The sequence below is a fragment of the Agrobacterium sp. DSM 25558 genome, from assembly GCF_900100825.1.
Taxonomy (GTDB): domain Bacteria; phylum Pseudomonadota; class Alphaproteobacteria; order Rhizobiales; family Rhizobiaceae; genus Agrobacterium.
On the sequence record NZ_FMUD01000001.1, the window covers coordinates 319626 to 336434 of the forward strand.

Genomic DNA, 16809 nt, shown 5'->3' on the forward strand with positions numbered 1-16809 from the left:
TCAAGATGAGAGGGCAGCAGATCCTCGGGACGAGCCCGAGGATGACGTGTGAACGCGGGCGCTGCCCCAACACATCCATCAATGCAAAATCTGGCTCAGGAACAGCTTCGTACGTTCATGCTGCGGGTTGTCGAAGAATTCGGCTGGCGAGTTCTGTTCGACGATCTGGCCCTGGTCCATGAAGATGACGCGGTTGGCGACCTGGCGCGCAAAGCCCATTTCGTGGGTTACGCAGATCATGGTCATGCCGTCTTCGGCCAGGCCCACCATCGTATCCAGAACTTCCTTGACCATTTCAGGGTCGAGCGCCGAAGTCGGCTCATCGAACAGCATGATCTTCGGCTTCATGCACAGCGAACGGGCAATCGCCACACGCTGCTGCTGACCACCGGAAAGCTGGCCCGGATATTTGTGAGCCTGCTCGGGAATCTTGACGCGCTTCAGATAGTGCATCGCGATCTCTTCAGCTTCCTTCTTGGGTGTCTTGCGAACCCAGATCGGTGCCAGCGTGCAGTTTTCCAGAATGGTCAGATGCGGGAAGAGGTTGAAGTGCTGAAACACCATGCCGACTTCGCGACGCACTTCATCGATCTTCTTCAGGTCGTTGGTCAGTTCGATACCGTCAACCTGAATGCTGCCCGACTGGTGTTCTTCCAGACGGTTGATGCAGCGGATCATTGTCGACTTGCCCGATCCCGAAGGACCGGCGACGACGATGCGCTCGCCCTTCATGACCTTGAGGTTGATGTCACGCAGAACGTGAAAATCACCATACCACTTGTTCATGCCGGTGATTTCAATCGCAACGTCAGTTGCGGAGACGGCCAGTTTTTGTGCTTGGGTTTCTGCCATGATTTTCCCCTTATTTCTTATGTCCGGTGTCGAGATGCCGTTCCATGAACAGCGAATAACGCGACATGCCGAAGCAGAATATCCAGAATATGAAGCCGGCGAAGATATAGCCGGTCATAGGTGTGACGGGTGTCGACCAGTTCGCATCCGACTGGTTGAGATTGACGATACCGAGGAGATCGAACATCCCGATGATGTAGACCAGCGAGGTATCCTTGAACAAGCCGATGAAAGTGTTGACGATACCCGGAATGACGAGCTTCAGGGCCTGCGGCAGAACGATCAGACGTGTCTTCTGCCAATAATTGAGACCAAGCGAATCTGCGCCCTCATATTGTCCCTTCGGAATGGCCTGCAATCCGCCGCGAATGACTTCCGCCATATAGGCCGAGGCAAACAGGGCGACGCCGACGAGCGCGCGCAGGAACTTGTCGAAGGTCCAGCCATCAGGCAGGAACAACGGCAACATGATGCTGGCGAAGAACAGGATGGTGATCAGAGGAATGCCGCGGATGACCTCGATGAAGGTCGTGCACAGCATCTTGATGACGGGCATGTTCGAGCGACGTCCCAGTGCCAGCAGAATGCCGAACGGCAAGGAGACGACGATCCCGCAAAACGAAAGGATCAGCGTCACCATCAATCCGCCCCACAGTGGCGTTTCGACATATGACAGACCGAAATGGCCGCCAAGCAGCAGGAAGAATGCCACCAAAGGCAGGACGATGAACAGAAGAAGCGCGTTCAGGCCCTTGAACGGTGCCTTTGGAATGAGCATCGGGATCAGCAGCGCGGTAAAGGCTGCCAGTACGAGAAGCGGACGCCAGTATTCGGATGATGGATAGCGGCCGAACATGAATTGCGCGAACTTCGCATTGACGAAAGCCCAGCATGCGCCGGACTGTCCGTCCGGCAATGCGCCGCCCTGTGCCACGGTCAGGCATGCCGTGCGATCCGTGCCCGTCCATGTCGCATGGATGAACAACCACTGCACAAGCGGCGGGATGATGTAGACCAGGAACGCGATGGCCAGCACGGTTAAGACGATGTCTTTCGGCGTGGCGAACAGCTTGGTGCGCAGCCAGTGGGTGATGCCCACCTGGCTGGAAGGAGCAGGCTCCGGTTGGACCATATTGGCGCGAACATAGGAGATTTGATTGGTTGTCATTGTTTATCTCTCCACCAGCGCCATTTTCGCGTTGAACCAGTTCATGACCAGCGCGGTTGTCAGCGACAATGAAAGGTAGACCACGAGCCAGATGGCCACGACCTCGACGGCCTGCCCTGTCTGGTTGAGGATGGTACCACCAACCGCCACAAGATCCGAGAAGCCGACGGCAACCGCCAGCGAGGAGTTCTTTGTCAGGTTGAGATACTGGCTCGTCAGCGGTGGGATGATGATGCGCATGGCCTGTGGCACGACGATGAGACGCGTGATGTTGTTGCCACGCATACCGAGTGCGCTTGCAGCTTCCGTCTGCCCCTTTGCAACGGCCTTGATACCGCCACGAACGATTTCGGCGATGAAGGACGCGGTATAAAAGGACAGCGACAGATAGAGCGACAGAAATTCGGGCGCAATGACCGATCCGCCGCTGAGGTTGAAGCGTCCGGCAACTGGATAATCGAAAGTCAGCGGTGCGCCCATCGCCAGAAACGCCAGAACCGGCAGGCCAATGATGATGGCGGTGCCGACGATGCCGGTGCGGAAGGGTTGACCCGTCTTCATCTGGCGGGCCTTGGCCCAGCGGTAGACGAAGTAGGTGATGACGATTCCGACGAGGAACGCCACGGGAATGAGCCAGGAGCCCTCACCCCAGACCTGCTTCGGATAGAAGAAGCCACGATTGTTGAGAACGGTGCCGAGAGGCAGCTGAAGCGAGTCACGCGCCTGCGGCAGAATGGTGATAACGCCCTTGTACCAGAAGAAAATAACCAGCAGCGGCGGGATATTGCGGAAGATTTCGACATAGGCCTGAGCCAGCTTGGAAACAAGCCAGTTGTTGGACAGTCGCGCGATACCGACGATGAAACCGACGATGGACGCCGTGATGATGCCGAGAAACGCCACCTGAAGCGTGTTCAGGATACCGACGACCAATGCCCGACCGAAGGTGCTGTCATTGCTGTAGGCGATCAGCGACTGGCCGATATCGAAGCCAGCTCTGCCATTCAGAAAGCCGAAACCGGACGAAATATTCGAACGCTGAAGATTATGAACTGTGTTGGATGCGATCATCCAGACAAACAGCACCAAAAGAAGGACTGTAACGACTTGATAAAAAATCGACCGCGCTTTCGGGTCGTAAATAATGGACGTCGCGCTTTTTGCGCTCGACGGTTGCGATTGGAGCGCGTTGCCTGCCATCGGCACCCTTTCCCTCTATATGCTCTTTGCGAGCTTATTCTATAATTCCGGGAGGCAGAGCTTTGGCCCTGCCTCCCGCAAAAGCTGTCTTTTAACGGCTATTAGCGAACTGGAGGAGCGTACTGAAGGCCGCCCTTGTTCCACAATGCGTTCAGGCCGCGCTCGATCTTGAGCGGCGAACCAGCACCAACGTTACGATCGAAGACTTCGCCGTAGTTACCGACGTTCTTGATGATGTTGTAAGCCCATTCATTGGTCAGACCGAGGTCTGTGCCGATCTTCGTGCCTTCTTCTGTGCCGAGAAGACGCTTGATGTCAGGGTTTGCAGCAGACTTCTGCTCATCAACGTTCTTGGAGGTAATACCGAGTTCTTCAGCGTTGATCATGACGTAGTGAGCCCAGCTTACAACGTCGAACCACTGGTCGTCGCCCTGGCGAACGGCAGGTCCAAGCGGCTCCTTGGAGATGATTTCAGGCAGAACGATATTTTCGTCTGGTGTCTTCATCTTCAAGCGGATGGCATAAAGGCCGGACTGGTCGGTGGTGTAAACGTCGCAACGGCCGCTGTCGTAAGCGGAAGTCGCGTCGGATTCCTTTTCGAACACAACAGGGTTGTACTGAAGGTTGTTGGTCTTGAAGTAGTCGGCGAGGTTGAGCTCGGTGGTCGTGCCCTGCTGAACGCAGACAGCAGCGCCCGAAAGCTCCAGAGCCGACTTGACGTTGAGCGCCTTCTTCACGACGAAGCCCTGGCCGTCATAGTAGTTGACGGTGCGGAAGTTGAAGCCGAGCGACGAGTCGCGGCTGACTGTCCATGTGGTGTTACGTGTGAGGACGTCGACTTCGCCAGACTGAAGCGCAGGGAAACGGTCCTTGGATGTGAGAGGGACGAACTTTGCCTTCGTTGCATCACCGAAAACGGCAGACGCGATAGCGCGGCAATAGTCAACGTCGATGCCCGACCATTCACCCTTGTCGTCCGGGTTCGAGAAGCCTGGAATACCAGAGCTTACACCGCAGGTTACAAAACCCTTGGACTTCACGTCAGCGAGCGTGGCGGCAGATGCAGCCGATGCAGCTCCGAGAATTGCTGCGCCAATGGCGGCCGACAGAATTGCCTTTTTCATTTTTTCCCAACCTTTGTTTCTTATTCGTCATCAGAAGAAAGCCGTATATCTTGTCGTATACGAGCAGCTCCCCGCCTCACCTCCCGGTGCGCTCATCTATCACAATCGCAATTGCCGTCACGGTCAAGTCTTGCCCTCAAGAATTGTGTCCAAAAAACGGAATTTTTCAAAAAACGTCCTTTTTATGGGCAATTGTCTAATAAATACGCTAAAAGAGATTAAAAACTGCTCAGGCTGTCAGGCAGATAGACTGAATTTGCGCGTATGGGTAACCCATTCGGGTATCAAAACACCGCACGCGTTGTCATTCGCAGGCGTCGGTGCGACATCCTCGCAAAATCCAAGGCGATTCACCGGCGCAACACGTTGCGGATAACGAAGTCTTGACCGCAGCAGGCATTCAGGACCATTTTCCATTCATCGATCAGTGAGAGACATTTCAGCATGACATCCAAAGACGGGTTCCTCAACGCCGCCGGTGACAACACACGCCTCGCCCATCTCGGCAATGACCCGACCGCCTATCACGGCTTCGTCAATCCACCCATCGCGCGTGGATCGACCGTCCTTTTCCCGGACGCGAAGACGCTTGTTTCAGAAGACCAGAAGTACACCTACGGAACACACGGCACGCCCACGACCGATGCGTTGTGCGACATGATCAATGCCTTGGAGGGTTCGGCAGGCACCATCCTTCTGCCGTCAGGGCTTGCCGCTGTGACCGTGCCGTTTCTTGCTTACCTGTCGGCGGGCGATCACGCGCTGATCGTTGATTCGGTATATTTCCCGACCCGCCGCTTCTGCAACAGAATGCTGAAACAATACGGCATCGAGGTGGAGTATTACGACCCGGCCATCGGCGCTGGCATCGAAGCCCTCATTCGCCCCAACACCCGTCTGCTGCATCTGGAAGCCCCCGGTTCCAACACCTTCGAGATGCAGGATGTGGCGCTGATGTCCTCCATCGCCCACAAATATGACTGCGTCGTCACCATGGACAACACATGGTCCACGCCGCTCTACTTCAAGCCGCTGGATCACGGCGTCGATGTCTCCATTCACGCAGCGACGAAGTACCCGGCAGGCCATTCCGATATTTTGATGGGCTTCGTTTCCGCCAATGAAAAGCACTGGAAGAAGCTTGATAACGCCAATCGCGATATCGGGCTGTGCGTCACCTCCGATGATGCCTATCAGGTGCTGCGCGGCATGCGCACCATGGGTGTGCGGCTGGAACATCACCGCAAGAGCGCGCTCGAAATCGCACAATGGCTGGAAAGCAGGGATGATGTTTTGCAGGTCCTGCACCCTGCCCTTCCAAGCTTCCCGAGCCACGATCTGTGGAAGCGAGATTTCAAGGGCTCAACCGGCGTCTTTTCCTTCGTGCTGAAGTCAGACGCAGACCGCTTCACGGAAACATCGCACGCCTTCCTCGACGCGCTGTCGATCTTCGGTCTCGGTTTTTCCTGGGGCGGCTACGAATCGCTGGCCGTTCTCGTGTCGCTACGAGATCGCACCATCGCCAAAGGCCCGACCGAAGGCCCGCTCATTCGCCTGCAAATCGGCCTCGAAGACGTCGCTGATATCAAACGCGATCTGGAGGCTGGGTTCAAGGCAGCGGCGGCGGCAGCGTAAAGCCGAACAAAACATACTCCGTCATCCTCGGGCTTGACCCAATGGTGTCCGGTTTAAGTTGGTGAGTTGTTTCATTTTCATTGCTTTACTGAAGGACGGATGATCCCGATCTGAGCCGATCGAGCGTTCATCCCCCCTGATTCGTTTCGAAGGTCTGGGACACATCCTCCTTCCGTCATCCCGCACTTGTGTGGACGAAATGTGGTTTACTTATTGCATTGACCGGGATGCGCATCCCGGTCAATGCAGGCAGGAGGCCGTATTTCGTCCACACAAGTGCGGGGTGACGGAGGTAAGGGCCGACGTCAAACGCGGGTAGAGCCCGAGGATGACGTGGAGGGGAGGCCTCCTCTCCGCCGACAAGCATCAAAGCCCCTCGGCCCGATACCCATACAACCAGTCGAAATCTGCCAGAAACGCCTCTGGCGGCCTCATGCCAAGAACCAGATCACGTCCCAGCCGCAATGGTCCCCGGGCGTGATAGGCAAACTTGTTCAAGGCGGCGCGTTTGCGAGCGGCTTCGATGCGCGGCACGCGGTGGCCTTCAAACGACGACAGTGCTTTGGCCAAGGGTTTATCGACACTAACAAACGCCGCAAGCTCGAACGCATCCTCGATTGCCATCGCCGCTCCTTGCGCCGCAAACGGCATCATCGCATGCGCGGCATCACCAATCAGAACCGTATCGCGGCCATTGTGCCACCTGCCCTGCCCAGCCTGAAACAGCGGCCAGAATGTCGGCTTGGAGGCGTGTTGCAGCATGTCCGCAAAGGCAGGGTTCCAATGGCCGAACTGGCTCATCAGCAACGCATGTTGCTCGCCCTGCGCCTGCGCCTTCCATGTGTCGCCGGGGTTCGCACCCGTCGCAATCGCCACGATATTGAAGCCGCCCGTCTCTGCCAGCGGATAGGCCACCAGATGCGCGGATGGCCCCAGAAATGCCGTCACGGACTGACTTTTCAGAAAATCCGGAATATCGCCCCGCGGAATAGTAAAACGCCACGCGATATTGCTGGAAAATGTCGCAGTCGGGCTTCCCGGAACCGCATGACGGGCGCTCGACCAGACGCCATCCGCCCCGACGATCAGGTCATGCTCCTGAAAGGTGATACCGGTGATAGTGGCATGGTCGATGACGTCCATCCGCTTACCGAGATGCAGATGGCACAGCGGATTTTGCTTCACCGCCGCAAGAAGCGCGCCTTGAAGCGTTGCCCGGTGCAGCGCACCGTAAGGTGCACCCCAGCGCTGTCGCGCCACCGCCCGCATGGGCAAGGAAACAAGCCGCTTGAGCGATTTTCCAGAGGCAAGGTCAACCGTCTCCGGTTCCAGCCACTGCGCTTCGATCTGCGGCAGCACATTCAACGCATCAAGGATACGCGCGGCATTGGGCGATATCTGCAGGCCTGCGCCGACTTCTTCCAACTGTTCCGCCTGCTCGATGATATCGCTGCGGATACCATATCTGGCAAAAGACAAAGCGGCGGTGAGACCGGCAATGCCGGCACCGATGACAGCTACGGATTTTACGGGCATGGAGCGCCCCAGTCTGAAAGAGAGATCAGGCGGCTTTCACGTGGAAAACGCAGCCGGGAGGGTTGGTTTGCGTGGCCTTGATCGACGGATTGTAGCGATACAGCGTCGAACAGTAGGAGCAGACCTTCTCGTTGTCGTCACCCATATCGATGAAGATATGCGGGTGGTCGAACGGCACGGAGGCACCTGTGCACATGAATTCCTTGACGCCGATTTCGATCACGGCGTGTCCGCCATCGTTCTGGAAGTGGGGAATGGTATGCCCGGCCATAATCGTCTCCAAATGCAACTTCGTGGGTGAGCTCGCGCTCAGCTTTTGCGGATATGTAACCTCAAATGCTTTTCACCTCCACAGAAATCATCGCGCAATATGTTCAACGCTGCGATTTCCTGACATATGGTGCGCAAAAAAGGATGTCCTTGATGAATCTCAATGTCCCGCAGTTTTTGTCCTACTCCCGCGATAGTCTGCAACTGGCCTATTTCGATGAGGGTGACCCGTCTGGCTTTCCGGTTCTTCTGATCCACGGCTTCGCCTCCAGCGCCTCGGTGAACTGGGTTAATCCCGGCTGGGTAAAGACGCTGGGCGATGCGGGATATCGCGTTATCGCGCTGGACAATCGCGGCCACGGTGCAAGTGACAAGCCGCACGATGCGGACGCCTATTACCCCGCAACCATGGCCGCGGATGCCATCGGCCTGCTGGACCATCTCGGAATATCCGAAGCGCATGTCATGGGGTACTCCATGGGCGCGCGTGTGTCCGCCTTCGTCGGCATGGCCCACCCGGAGCGGGTCCGCTCGCTGGTGTTCGGTGGCCTTGGCATTGGCATGGTGGATGGCGTGGGCGACTGGGACCCGATCGCGGACGCCCTTCGCGCGCCGTCTCTGGATGTCGTCACCCATGAGCGCGGCCGCATGTTCCGCGCCTTCGCCGACCAGACCAAAAGCGACCGCATCGCTCTTGCCGCCTGTATCGAAACATCCCGCGTTCTCGTGACCCGGCAAGAAGCGGCAAAGATCGATATCCCGACACTGATCGCCGTTGGCACCAAGGATGACATAGCCGGTTCCGGCGAAGAACTGGCGCAGCTCATGCCGCATGCCAAAGCCATCGACATTCCAGGCCGTGACCACATGCTCGCCGTCGGCGACCGTGTCTTCAAAGCTGCGGTTTTGGAATTCTACCGAGATCTCGACGCGCAAAGCTGACCAGAGAACCGTTTTCCAAAAAGCCTTCAGAAAAACTGATGCTTTCGCGTCTTTAACCGCGTTGGTAAATCACCATTTCTAGGCGACACTTTTTTCTGTATAAATGAATGACACCAATCCAAGGGAGACCAGTCATGGTCGCACGCATAGAGGCACGTCAGCAGGATCAGCTATCCGTTGTCGATCCCATATGGGGCAGCCTGCTGAACGAGGCAGGCACTGCGGCAGCGCAAGATCCGCTGCTATCGGCCTTCTTCTATTCCACGATTTTGAACCATCATTCGCTGGAAGCCTGCGTCGCCTACCGCATCTGCGAGCTGCTCGACCACCCGGATATGCAGGCCGTTCTGCTGCGCCAGACCTTTGAAGAAATGCTCAATGACTGGCCGGAATGGGGCTCCATTCTGCGCGTCGATATTCAGGCCGTTTACGACCGCGACCCGGCCTGCACGCGTTTCATGGAGCCTGTGCTGTATTTCAAAGGCTTCCAGGCCATCCAGACCCACCGTCTCGCCCACTGGCTGTGGCATAAGGGACGTCGCGATTTCGCGCTTTATCTGCAAAGCCGCGCATCGAGCGTGTTCCAGACCGATATCAACCCCGCAGCGCGCCTCGGCAAGGGTCTGTTCCTCGATCACGCGACTGGTCTCGTCGTTGGTGAAACCGCCGTTGTCGGTGACAATGTCTCCATTCTGCATGGCGTCACCCTCGGCGGCACCGGCAAGGAAGGCGCTGACCGCCACCCCAAGATCCGCAGCGGCGTGCTTATCGGTGCGGGCGCAAAAATTCTCGGCAATATCGAGATTGGCAGCTGCTCCCGCATTGCCGCAGGTTCCGTCGTTCTGAAGCCTGTACCGCCTAACGCGACCGTCGCCGGTGTGCCAGCGCGCGTGGTGGGAGATGGCGGCTGCAACGAGCCTTCGCGCATCATGGATCAGATCATCGGTGCCGATATCTGAGGCACCGAATTGGCAAGGCGTCCACCAGGATCATGCGGACGATTTGCCTCTTTGACTTTACTTTCGCCTTTAAGCCATGCCAAAAGCGGCGCAACGTGAACCGCACAGGAGAAGACTGGTGAAAGCCGACGAAATCAAAAAGCTCGACGCCTATTTCAAGCGCACCTTCAACGAAACGCTGGCCGTCAAAGCCCGCCCCCGCAAGGATGATTCGGCAGAAGTCTATGCTGGCGAAGAATTTCTTGGTGTCGTCTACATCGATGACGAAGACGGCGACCGCTCCTACAATTTCTCCATGGCGATCCTCGACGTCGACCTATAATCACCAGCCGGTGACACCATGATTTCGAAACCGCCCGCGACGAATGTCTGCGGGCGGTTTTGTTTTATGCCAGCCAATAAAGGTTGTAAGACCGAAATTTATATGTATCGTTCCGCGCATCGCTCTATCAATTTTGCGGATACTATTTTGAAAACCGTTCATTTTCATTTCAGTCAAACTGAAACATCCTTCAGCACGCCAGCCCCTCCGCTCCTTCTGCCTGATGACGAGCGCGGCATGATTGAGGAACACTGGCAAACCATGAATGCAGATGGGCGCTTTTCAACGGCACGGTTCTCGCTGGGATGAAAATCAAGTTAGAAAACGCGCCGAGCATCCAAATCAGCACCAGCGACTACGCCCATTATCTCTATTCAAACACGACCCCCGCCGCGACGCCGTGCCGTATCGTCTATTGCGCCGCCGTCATCGTCACCAGCGACAATCATGTGCTGGTGGGCGAAATGGCGTCATCCACGTCTGCCCCCGGGCGGCTTCAGTTTGTAGGTGGAAACATAGAGCTCGCGCCCGATGGCACCGTCAGCGGTGAGGCGTGCTGCAAGCGTGAAATCACCGAGGAAGTGGGGTTCATTTTCCTGAACAAGGCACAGGAATTCCGACCACTATGTATCAAGATCGGCGGCAAAGCTGACCATATCGGCATCTACTATCTTCTGCGCCTCACGATTACAGCAGATGCAGCCAAAGCAGCTTTCAAAGATCATCTGGCAGCGCTGGCTACTCGCGAGGAAATGCCGGAGTTGGTCAAAATACACCTCATCGAGCTTACAGATGTCTCGATAAAACGATTTTGTGCTGCCCATAAAGAACAACTCGTCGACTACCTTTCGCCTCTGCTGACAAGCCATTTAGATGAGCTACGCCAACCCTGACACAGCCGATTCTTTTTAGAATCAATCATCGGAACCAATTCTTTGCTGCTCCGTTATTTCCACGTCCCCCGATGAAGCGTGGGGTTAGACATAAACGGGACGCCCCCTGATCCCCGGTTTAATCTCACGCTTCCCCCTCTCCCAAGATGCTTTGAACAGAACCGCCAGGTTGGCGCAGTTTTCCACAGCGCGCTCCATGCCGCCTGAATAAAAATGTCATGGAAATGCAAAAAAGTGGAAATAGGTGCTTGCGGAGAATCCGGTGCCTGACTATAAGGGCGCCACACACGGTATGCGCCCTTCGTCTATCGGTTAGGACGACAGATTTTCATTCTGTAAAGAGGGGTTCGACTCCCCTAGGGCGTACCACTCTCCCAAATATATCATGGCGATACGAGCGTTGGTTAAACCAGCGTGTAAGCACGTCTAAACGCAACTTTTGTGATTGGGCGAATGCGCTACGGCGCTATGGCAGCGTCCAGAACGCGAAGCTGAACTCTTTTTTGACCTTGCCACTGATCTGCCCCCAGCGTGCCTGCAACATGGATCTGGCGACCCCGCGCATTCATCAGCATCTGGCCCAGAGGCGCATCCGCCGCTCGAAACGCGATGCCATCCAGCCGTGAACCATCCAGTGCTTCCAGTGTGATCTTGACATGCGAGGTGCCGACCACACGAACGTCGCGCAGGCGGTGAGCGGGCACGGCGAAGATGGGTTGCGAATGGCCGGAACCATATGGCCCTGCCTGCTCCATTTGTTCGACAAGCGAAAGCGTCGCTCCCGAAGCGCCGATCGCGCCGTCGATTTTCAGCACGCTGTTTTCGACCAGCTGAAAAACCGTCTTCTGCGCCGCCTCTTCAAAGAAGGTCCGCAGGCGGCCGAGATTGGCGCGCTCCACCGTCAGGCCAGCGGCCATGGCGTGTCCGCCACCCTTGACCAACAGACCGGCATCCACGGCACTGCGCACCATGCGACCCATATCGAAACCGTTGATCGAGCGGCCGGAGCCGGAACCCTTGCCTTGCGAGTCGAACGCAATGGCGAAGGCCGGACGACGGAAGCGGTCCTTCAGGCGCGATGCGAGAAGTCCGACGATGCCGGGGTGCCAGTTTTCCCGCGCCGTGACGATGACGCCCGCACCCGTGCCGTCACCATATTCATACAGAGCCTCGGCCTCGGCTTCCGCCAGCATGACAGCTTCCATGGCCTGGCGCTCTCGGTTCAGATCATCCAGTCTTTCCGCGATGACCTCGGCCTGAGAAGCATCATCCAGCGTCAGCAGGCGACTGCCGAGGGCCGCATCGCCGATGCGCCCGCCGGCATTGATGCGCGGGCCGACCAGAAATCCGAAATGGTAAGGCGTCACAGGCCCGCCGAGACCGGCCTTCTTGAACAGCGCGGCGAGCCCGACATTGTTCATATGGCGTGCGGCAATCAGACCCTTCACCACATAGGCGCGGTTCAGCCCTTTCAGCGGCACGACATCGCAAACTGTCGCCAGTGCGACGATATCGAGCAGGGACAAAAGGTCCAGCGTGTAGGCCCGGCTGTCGCGCCGGTCCTTCAGCACCCGCAGCGTGGCGACCAGCACGAGAAACACGACGCCTGCTGCGCAGAGATGCCCCTGCCCCGAAAGATCGTCCTCCCGGTTAGGATTGACCAGCGCCACCGCTGGCGGAAGTTCCGTACCAACCTGGTGATGGTCGATGACGACGACATCGGTTTTGGCATCTCGCGCAGCGCCAAGCGATTCGTGACTGGTGGAGCCGCAATCGACGGTGATGATGAGCGTCGCGCCATTGGCGGCCAGTTGCTGCATGGCAGCCGGGTTGGGGCCGTAGCCTTCGAAAATACGGTCAGGAATATAGATTTCGGGATCCAGCCCGAAATGATGCAGGAAACGATACATCAGCGCCGAAGATGATGCGCCATCCACATCATAGTCGCCGAAGATCGCGACCTTCTCATTACGCTTGATGGCGTCGGCAATGCGCTCCGCTGCCTTCTCGCAATCGGTCAGCGTCAACGGGTCTGGCATGAGCGAGCGGATCGTGGGGTCGAGAAAAGCGAGGGCATCATCGACACCGACGCCTCGGCCTGCAAGCACGCGGGCGACCAGTTCGGGGATGCCGTGAACCTGCGACATGGCCAGAGCGCGGTTCTGCCCGGCCTGATCCAGCCGCGACATCCACTTCTGCTCCGTTGCCGACCGATCGACACCGAGAAAAGCTCTCGGCACAGTATCGACCGCTTCAATCATCGCCATGCGTCAGCTTACCCATCCAGCCGGTTGTTTCGTAACGGGCTAAAGGCCGAGCCCGGCTTTTTCAAGGTAAATTATGCACGGATGCCTAGCTTACCACAGCGGCATGAAGATGAAGACGGCAAAACCACAGAAAGCGGCGGCGAAGAGACAAGGCACCAGCCAGTCGCGCTCCTGATCCTGCATCTCGAATTCAAGGCTACGGAGATTATCGTTTGCACCCGACCGGCGCGGCTTTCGAGTGGTCTCTGGCCGGACGAAATGGTCGTCTTTGAACAGTATGGTCGCTTTCACGTCTGCGCCTCCCTTCGCTTGGTGAATTTACATTATGATATCATCACATTCCCGGCTTTTGCAAAGCTTTCGATTGTCAAATAGCCCGGCGACACGATGGATAAGCTTCGCCGTTCACGCGGCGCGCTCACGCCCGTGCTATGGTCACTCGGTCCGGAGAGCACACGCAAATGCGGTGATGTCTCTGGTATGGTTCGTTTTGGCTCCGCATTTGCGTGGCCTCTGGCATTTCCGTTCAGTCGTCGTCTCTCCACCGGCAGGCAGGCGTACCTGCCGGTGGAAAGTGATGTTCAGCCGAGCCTTGAACGGTCGCGGCTGAACCTCGCATGTTTCTTCTCCAGGCCCTGTTGCTGTGCCGAACCTTGCAGGGAATCGGAGAGCAACATTTGGGCCTGCCGTCTTGGCAGCCTTGGCCGCCACCCGCACGTTCCGGATGGATACCAACGCTTCCTGCGCCTTGCGCGCACTGTCTCGCGATACAGTGCGGTTGGGACGCGGGTGAATTGTAGGCGTGGGTTTTGGAGCGTGGAGAAAAAAGTTTTTGGTTTTTTGGATTTTGTTTCTAGTGAAGTGAAGGTCTGCGGGTGGCGCTCACCCCCCTCTGTCCTGCCGGACATCTCCCCCTCAGGTGGGGAGATCGGCTAGGGGGAGATCGAGGGCGATGCCGTTGCGGGTTACCTCTCCCCTTGTGGGAGAGGAAGAAAAATCATGATCTTAGCAAAGCTAAGTCATAGATTTTTCAGGTGAGGGGTTGCATCTTGCGCCGAGAGCAACTTGAGACGCAGCCTATGGCACACCACCATCAACCGCCTTCGGTTAACCGAAACCGAGCGAGAACTATGCGGAAAGACGCCACGTTGGCAGAAAATATGTTGTGGCAAGCTATTCGTGGCAGCAAGCTGGAAGGCTTCAAGTTTCGCCGCCAAGTTCCGCTCTACAACTTCATCCTCGACTTCGTATGCTTCCAGGCGAAACTGATTATCGAGGTGGACGGATCACAGCACGCCGAAAATGAATTAGACGAAAGGCGGGATGCATTTTTGCGGAAGAATGGTTTTCAAATCCTGCGTTTCTGGAACGACGAAATCGAAAGAAGTCTCGACTTCGTTTGTCTTTCCATTTTGGCGCAATTGCAACGCGGAGAGGCCGCAGACCCCTCACCTGAAAAATCTATGACTTAGCTTTCAGCTAAGACCATGATTTTTCTTCCTCTCCCACAAGGGGAGAGGTAAAACGCCTCACCGCCGCAGCTGACTATAGCTTACCACCACTTCGCAGGCGTAAACTTGCCCGCTGCCTGTTCAATCGCATAGGCCGTCTTGAACAGCGTCTCTTCCTCGAACGGCTTGCCGATGAGCTGGAGGCCGAGGGGCAGGCCCTTGCCGTCGAGACCGGCGGGAACGGACATGGCTGGGAGACCGGCCATGTTGACGGTGATGGTGAAAACGTCCTGAAGGTACATTTTGACTGGATCGGCCGCCAGCTCCTTGTCGCCGATTTCAAACGCCGACGATGGGGTGATGGGGGCGAGAACGGCATCGACGCCGTCGTGGAAGACGGTCTCAAAATCGCGCTTGATGAGCGTGCGGACCTTCTGGGCCTTCAGGTAATAGGCATCGTAGTAACCGGCAGACAGCACATAGGTGCCGACCATGATGCGGCGTTTGACTTCCGAGCCGAAACCGGCAGCACGGGACTTCTCGTACATGTCGGCAATGTCCTTGCCGTCAACGCGCAAGCCGTAGCGAACGCCATCGTAACGGGCAAGGTTGGACGAGGCTTCGGCTGGAGCGACGATGTAATAGGCTGGAAGCGCGTACTTGGTATGCGGCAGCGAGATATCGACGATCTCGGCACCGGCATCCTTCAGCCATGCAATACCCTGCGCCCAGAGCTTTTCGATCTCTTCCGGCATGCCTTCGACGCGGTATTCCTTGGGAATACCGATCTTGAGACCCTTCAGCGACTGGCCGATGGCCTTTTCATAATCCGGCACGGGCAAGTCGACAGAGGTAGTGTCCTTGGCATCCACGCTGGCCATGGATTTCAGAAGAATGGCGGCATCGCGCACGTCGCGGGCAATCGGTCCGGCCTGATCGAGCGAGGAGGCATAAGCAGCGATACCCCAGCGCGAGACGCGGCCATAGGTTGGCTTGATGCCGACGGTGCCGGTGAAGGCCGCGGGTTGACGGATGGAGCCGCCGGTATCGGTGGCCGTGGCACCGGCGCACAGATGCGCGGCAACGGCGGCAGCCGAACCACCGGAGGAGCCGCCGGGCACGAGCTTCTTGTCAGAACCATTGGCGCGCCACGGGTTGACGACCGGGCCGTAATAGGAGCTTTCGTTGGACGAGCCCATGGCGAACTCATCCATGTTGAGTTTGCCGAGCATGACGGCACCGGCATCCCACAGGTTCTGGGTGACGGTGGATTCGTATTTCGGCTTGAAGCCATCCAGCACGTGGCTGCAGGCCTGGGTATGGACATCACGAACCGCAAAGAGATCCTTGACGCCAAGTGGAATGCCTTCCAGCGCACCGGCATTGCCAGCGGCCAGCTTTTCGTCGGAAGCCTTAGCCATGTCGCGCGCCTTTTCCGGCGTAACAGCGACATAGGTGTTCAGCGCTTCGTTGGCGGCGTCGACAGCGAAAAGATAGGCATCCGTCAGTTCAACGGCGGTGAAGTCCTTGGTCTTCAGCTTATCGCGGGCTTCGGCAATGGTCAGGCTTGTCAGGTCGGTCATATCGGCAACGGCTTTCAAAACTTTTAGATCGGGCAAAAACTTTTAGATCGAGCAAGTGGAAACGGGCTGACGCAGCCTATTCGACCACCTTCGGAACGAGGAAGAAATTGCGGTCTGTATTTGGCGCATTGGCCACGATATCCTCGGCCTTGCTGCCATCGCTGACGACGTCGGTGCGCTTCTTCATCGCAACCGGGGTCACTGACGTCATCGGCTCGACGCCATCGACATTCACTTCCGAAAGCTGCTCCACGAAACCAAGAATGCCATTCAACTCGCCCAGCATCTTCTCGGCTTCGTTTTCGCTGACGGCAATACGGGCTAGGCGCGCGACGCGCTTCACGGTGGCAAGATCGACGGACATGGTTCTACTCCAGTCAAGAATTTTCCTATTCGCTATAATGACCGCGCCCGCAGTTCGCAACCTTCATCGGGCAACGAAACAATGCACGAAATAATATTCGCTTTATGCGGGAACTTATAATCTTGACGCGAGTTTCCGCGCGGGGCGTCGCGCCTCATTGTATATAGACAAGTCATTTGCAGCAGGAAGCGGGTGGGGCCTCTTCTTTTCAAGCCTTAACGCTTCTCGATCATGCTGTTTAAC

General features: G+C 56.9%; 17 protein-coding genes and 1 tRNA gene. 8 read left to right on the top strand and 10 right to left on the bottom strand.

The features are described from left to right. Positions 1-78 precede the first annotated feature (78 nt). The 4 genes from DSM25558_RS01620 to DSM25558_RS01635 all read right to left on the bottom strand — a co-directional run bounded on the left by DSM25558_RS01620 (position 79) and on the right by DSM25558_RS01635 (position 4344). Complete coding sequence (locus DSM25558_RS01620; RefSeq protein ID WP_077101118.1) at positions 79-852, bottom strand: amino acid ABC transporter ATP-binding protein; 774 nt, start codon at positions 850-852, stop codon at positions 79-81. Positions 853-862: 10 nt separating this feature from the next. Then, the gene (locus tag DSM25558_RS01625; RefSeq protein WP_077101129.1) at positions 863-2020 is read right to left on the bottom strand and encodes an amino acid ABC transporter permease; all 1158 of its coding nucleotides are present in this window, start codon (positions 2018-2020) and stop codon (positions 863-865) included. Between the two features lie 3 nt (positions 2021-2023). Next, positions 2024-3220: an amino acid ABC transporter permease gene (locus DSM25558_RS01630; RefSeq protein ID WP_077101131.1), complete on the bottom strand. Its 1197-nt coding sequence runs from the start codon at positions 3218-3220 to the stop codon at positions 2024-2026. 101 nt (positions 3221-3321) lie between these two features. Beyond that, the gene (locus DSM25558_RS01635) at positions 3322-4344 is read right to left on the bottom strand and encodes an amino acid ABC transporter substrate-binding protein (RefSeq protein WP_077101133.1); all 1023 of its coding nucleotides are present in this window, start codon (positions 4342-4344) and stop codon (positions 3322-3324) included. 444 nt (positions 4345-4788) lie between these two features. Between DSM25558_RS01635 and DSM25558_RS01640 the strand changes: the two genes are divergently transcribed. Continuing rightward, positions 4789-5979, top strand: a complete 1191-nt coding sequence (locus DSM25558_RS01640; protein ID WP_077101135.1) for a cystathionine beta-lyase — start codon at positions 4789-4791, stop codon at positions 5977-5979. 366 nt (positions 5980-6345) lie between these two features. Here DSM25558_RS01640 and DSM25558_RS01645 read toward each other — a convergent pair whose 3' ends face one another. Next, complete coding sequence (locus DSM25558_RS01645; protein WP_077101137.1) at positions 6346-7515, bottom strand: FAD-dependent monooxygenase; 1170 nt, start codon at positions 7513-7515, stop codon at positions 6346-6348. A gap of 25 nt (positions 7516-7540) precedes the next feature. Further along, complete coding sequence (locus tag DSM25558_RS01650; protein WP_067642630.1) at positions 7541-7786, bottom strand: zinc-finger domain-containing protein; 246 nt, start codon at positions 7784-7786, stop codon at positions 7541-7543. Positions 7787-7938: 152 nt separating this feature from the next. On the opposite strand from DSM25558_RS01650, the gene DSM25558_RS01655 reads away from it, so the two are divergent. The 6 genes from DSM25558_RS01655 (at position 7939) to DSM25558_RS01680 (ending at position 11270) form a co-directional block, all read left to right on the top strand. Then, complete coding sequence (locus tag DSM25558_RS01655) at positions 7939-8727, top strand: alpha/beta fold hydrolase (RefSeq protein ID WP_077101480.1); 789 nt, start codon at positions 7939-7941, stop codon at positions 8725-8727. A 134-nt stretch (positions 8728-8861) separates the two neighbouring features. Further along, entirely contained in the window at positions 8862-9686 is an 825-nt protein-coding gene (cysE, locus tag DSM25558_RS01660) for a serine O-acetyltransferase (RefSeq protein ID WP_077101139.1), read from the top strand. A gap of 118 nt (positions 9687-9804) precedes the next feature. Next, complete coding sequence (locus DSM25558_RS01665) at positions 9805-10008, top strand: DUF3126 family protein (RefSeq protein WP_077101140.1); 204 nt, start codon at positions 9805-9807, stop codon at positions 10006-10008. Positions 10009-10026: 18 nt separating this feature from the next. After that, positions 10027-10317, top strand: a complete 291-nt coding sequence (locus tag DSM25558_RS01670; protein ID WP_143239978.1) for a hypothetical protein — start codon at positions 10027-10029, stop codon at positions 10315-10317. Then, positions 10314-10901, top strand: coding sequence for an NUDIX hydrolase (locus tag DSM25558_RS01675; RefSeq protein ID WP_077101144.1), 588 nt, complete (start codon positions 10314-10316; stop codon positions 10899-10901). Before DSM25558_RS01670 ends, DSM25558_RS01675 begins: the two co-directional genes overlap by 4 nt. A 294-nt stretch (positions 10902-11195) precedes the next feature. Beyond that, positions 11196-11270 (top strand) — tRNA-Glu (locus DSM25558_RS01680). Positions 11271-11359: 89 nt separating this feature from the next. Here the strand turns inward: DSM25558_RS01680 and recJ are convergent. Together recJ and DSM25558_RS28085 are read right to left on the bottom strand one after the other, a co-directional pair. Next, positions 11360-13162, bottom strand: coding sequence for a single-stranded-DNA-specific exonuclease RecJ (recJ, locus tag DSM25558_RS01685; RefSeq protein WP_077101482.1), 1803 nt, complete (start codon positions 13160-13162; stop codon positions 11360-11362). A 96-nt stretch (positions 13163-13258) separates the two neighbouring features. Then, positions 13259-13459 carry a hypothetical protein gene (locus DSM25558_RS28085; RefSeq protein WP_143239980.1) on the bottom strand — a complete coding sequence of 67 codons (201 nt, stop codon included), beginning with the start codon at positions 13457-13459 and terminating at the stop codon, positions 13259-13261. Between the two features lie 788 nt (positions 13460-14247). Between DSM25558_RS28085 and DSM25558_RS01695 the strand changes: the two genes are divergently transcribed. After that, positions 14248-14640: an endonuclease domain-containing protein gene (locus tag DSM25558_RS01695; protein ID WP_077101148.1), complete on the top strand. Its 393-nt coding sequence runs from the start codon at positions 14248-14250 to the stop codon at positions 14638-14640. An 80-nt stretch (positions 14641-14720) separates the two neighbouring features. Here DSM25558_RS01695 and gatA read toward each other — a convergent pair whose 3' ends face one another. Both gatA and gatC read right to left on the bottom strand, forming a co-directional pair. After that, a complete protein-coding gene (gene gatA, locus DSM25558_RS01700; protein ID WP_077101150.1) occupies positions 14721-16202 on the bottom strand; it encodes an Asp-tRNA(Asn)/Glu-tRNA(Gln) amidotransferase subunit GatA in 1482 nt (493 codons plus the stop codon). Between the two features lie 76 nt (positions 16203-16278). Further along, the gene (gatC, locus tag DSM25558_RS01705; protein WP_077101152.1) at positions 16279-16566 is read right to left on the bottom strand and encodes an Asp-tRNA(Asn)/Glu-tRNA(Gln) amidotransferase subunit GatC; all 288 of its coding nucleotides are present in this window, start codon (positions 16564-16566) and stop codon (positions 16279-16281) included. Between the last annotated feature and the right edge of the window lie 243 nt (positions 16567-16809).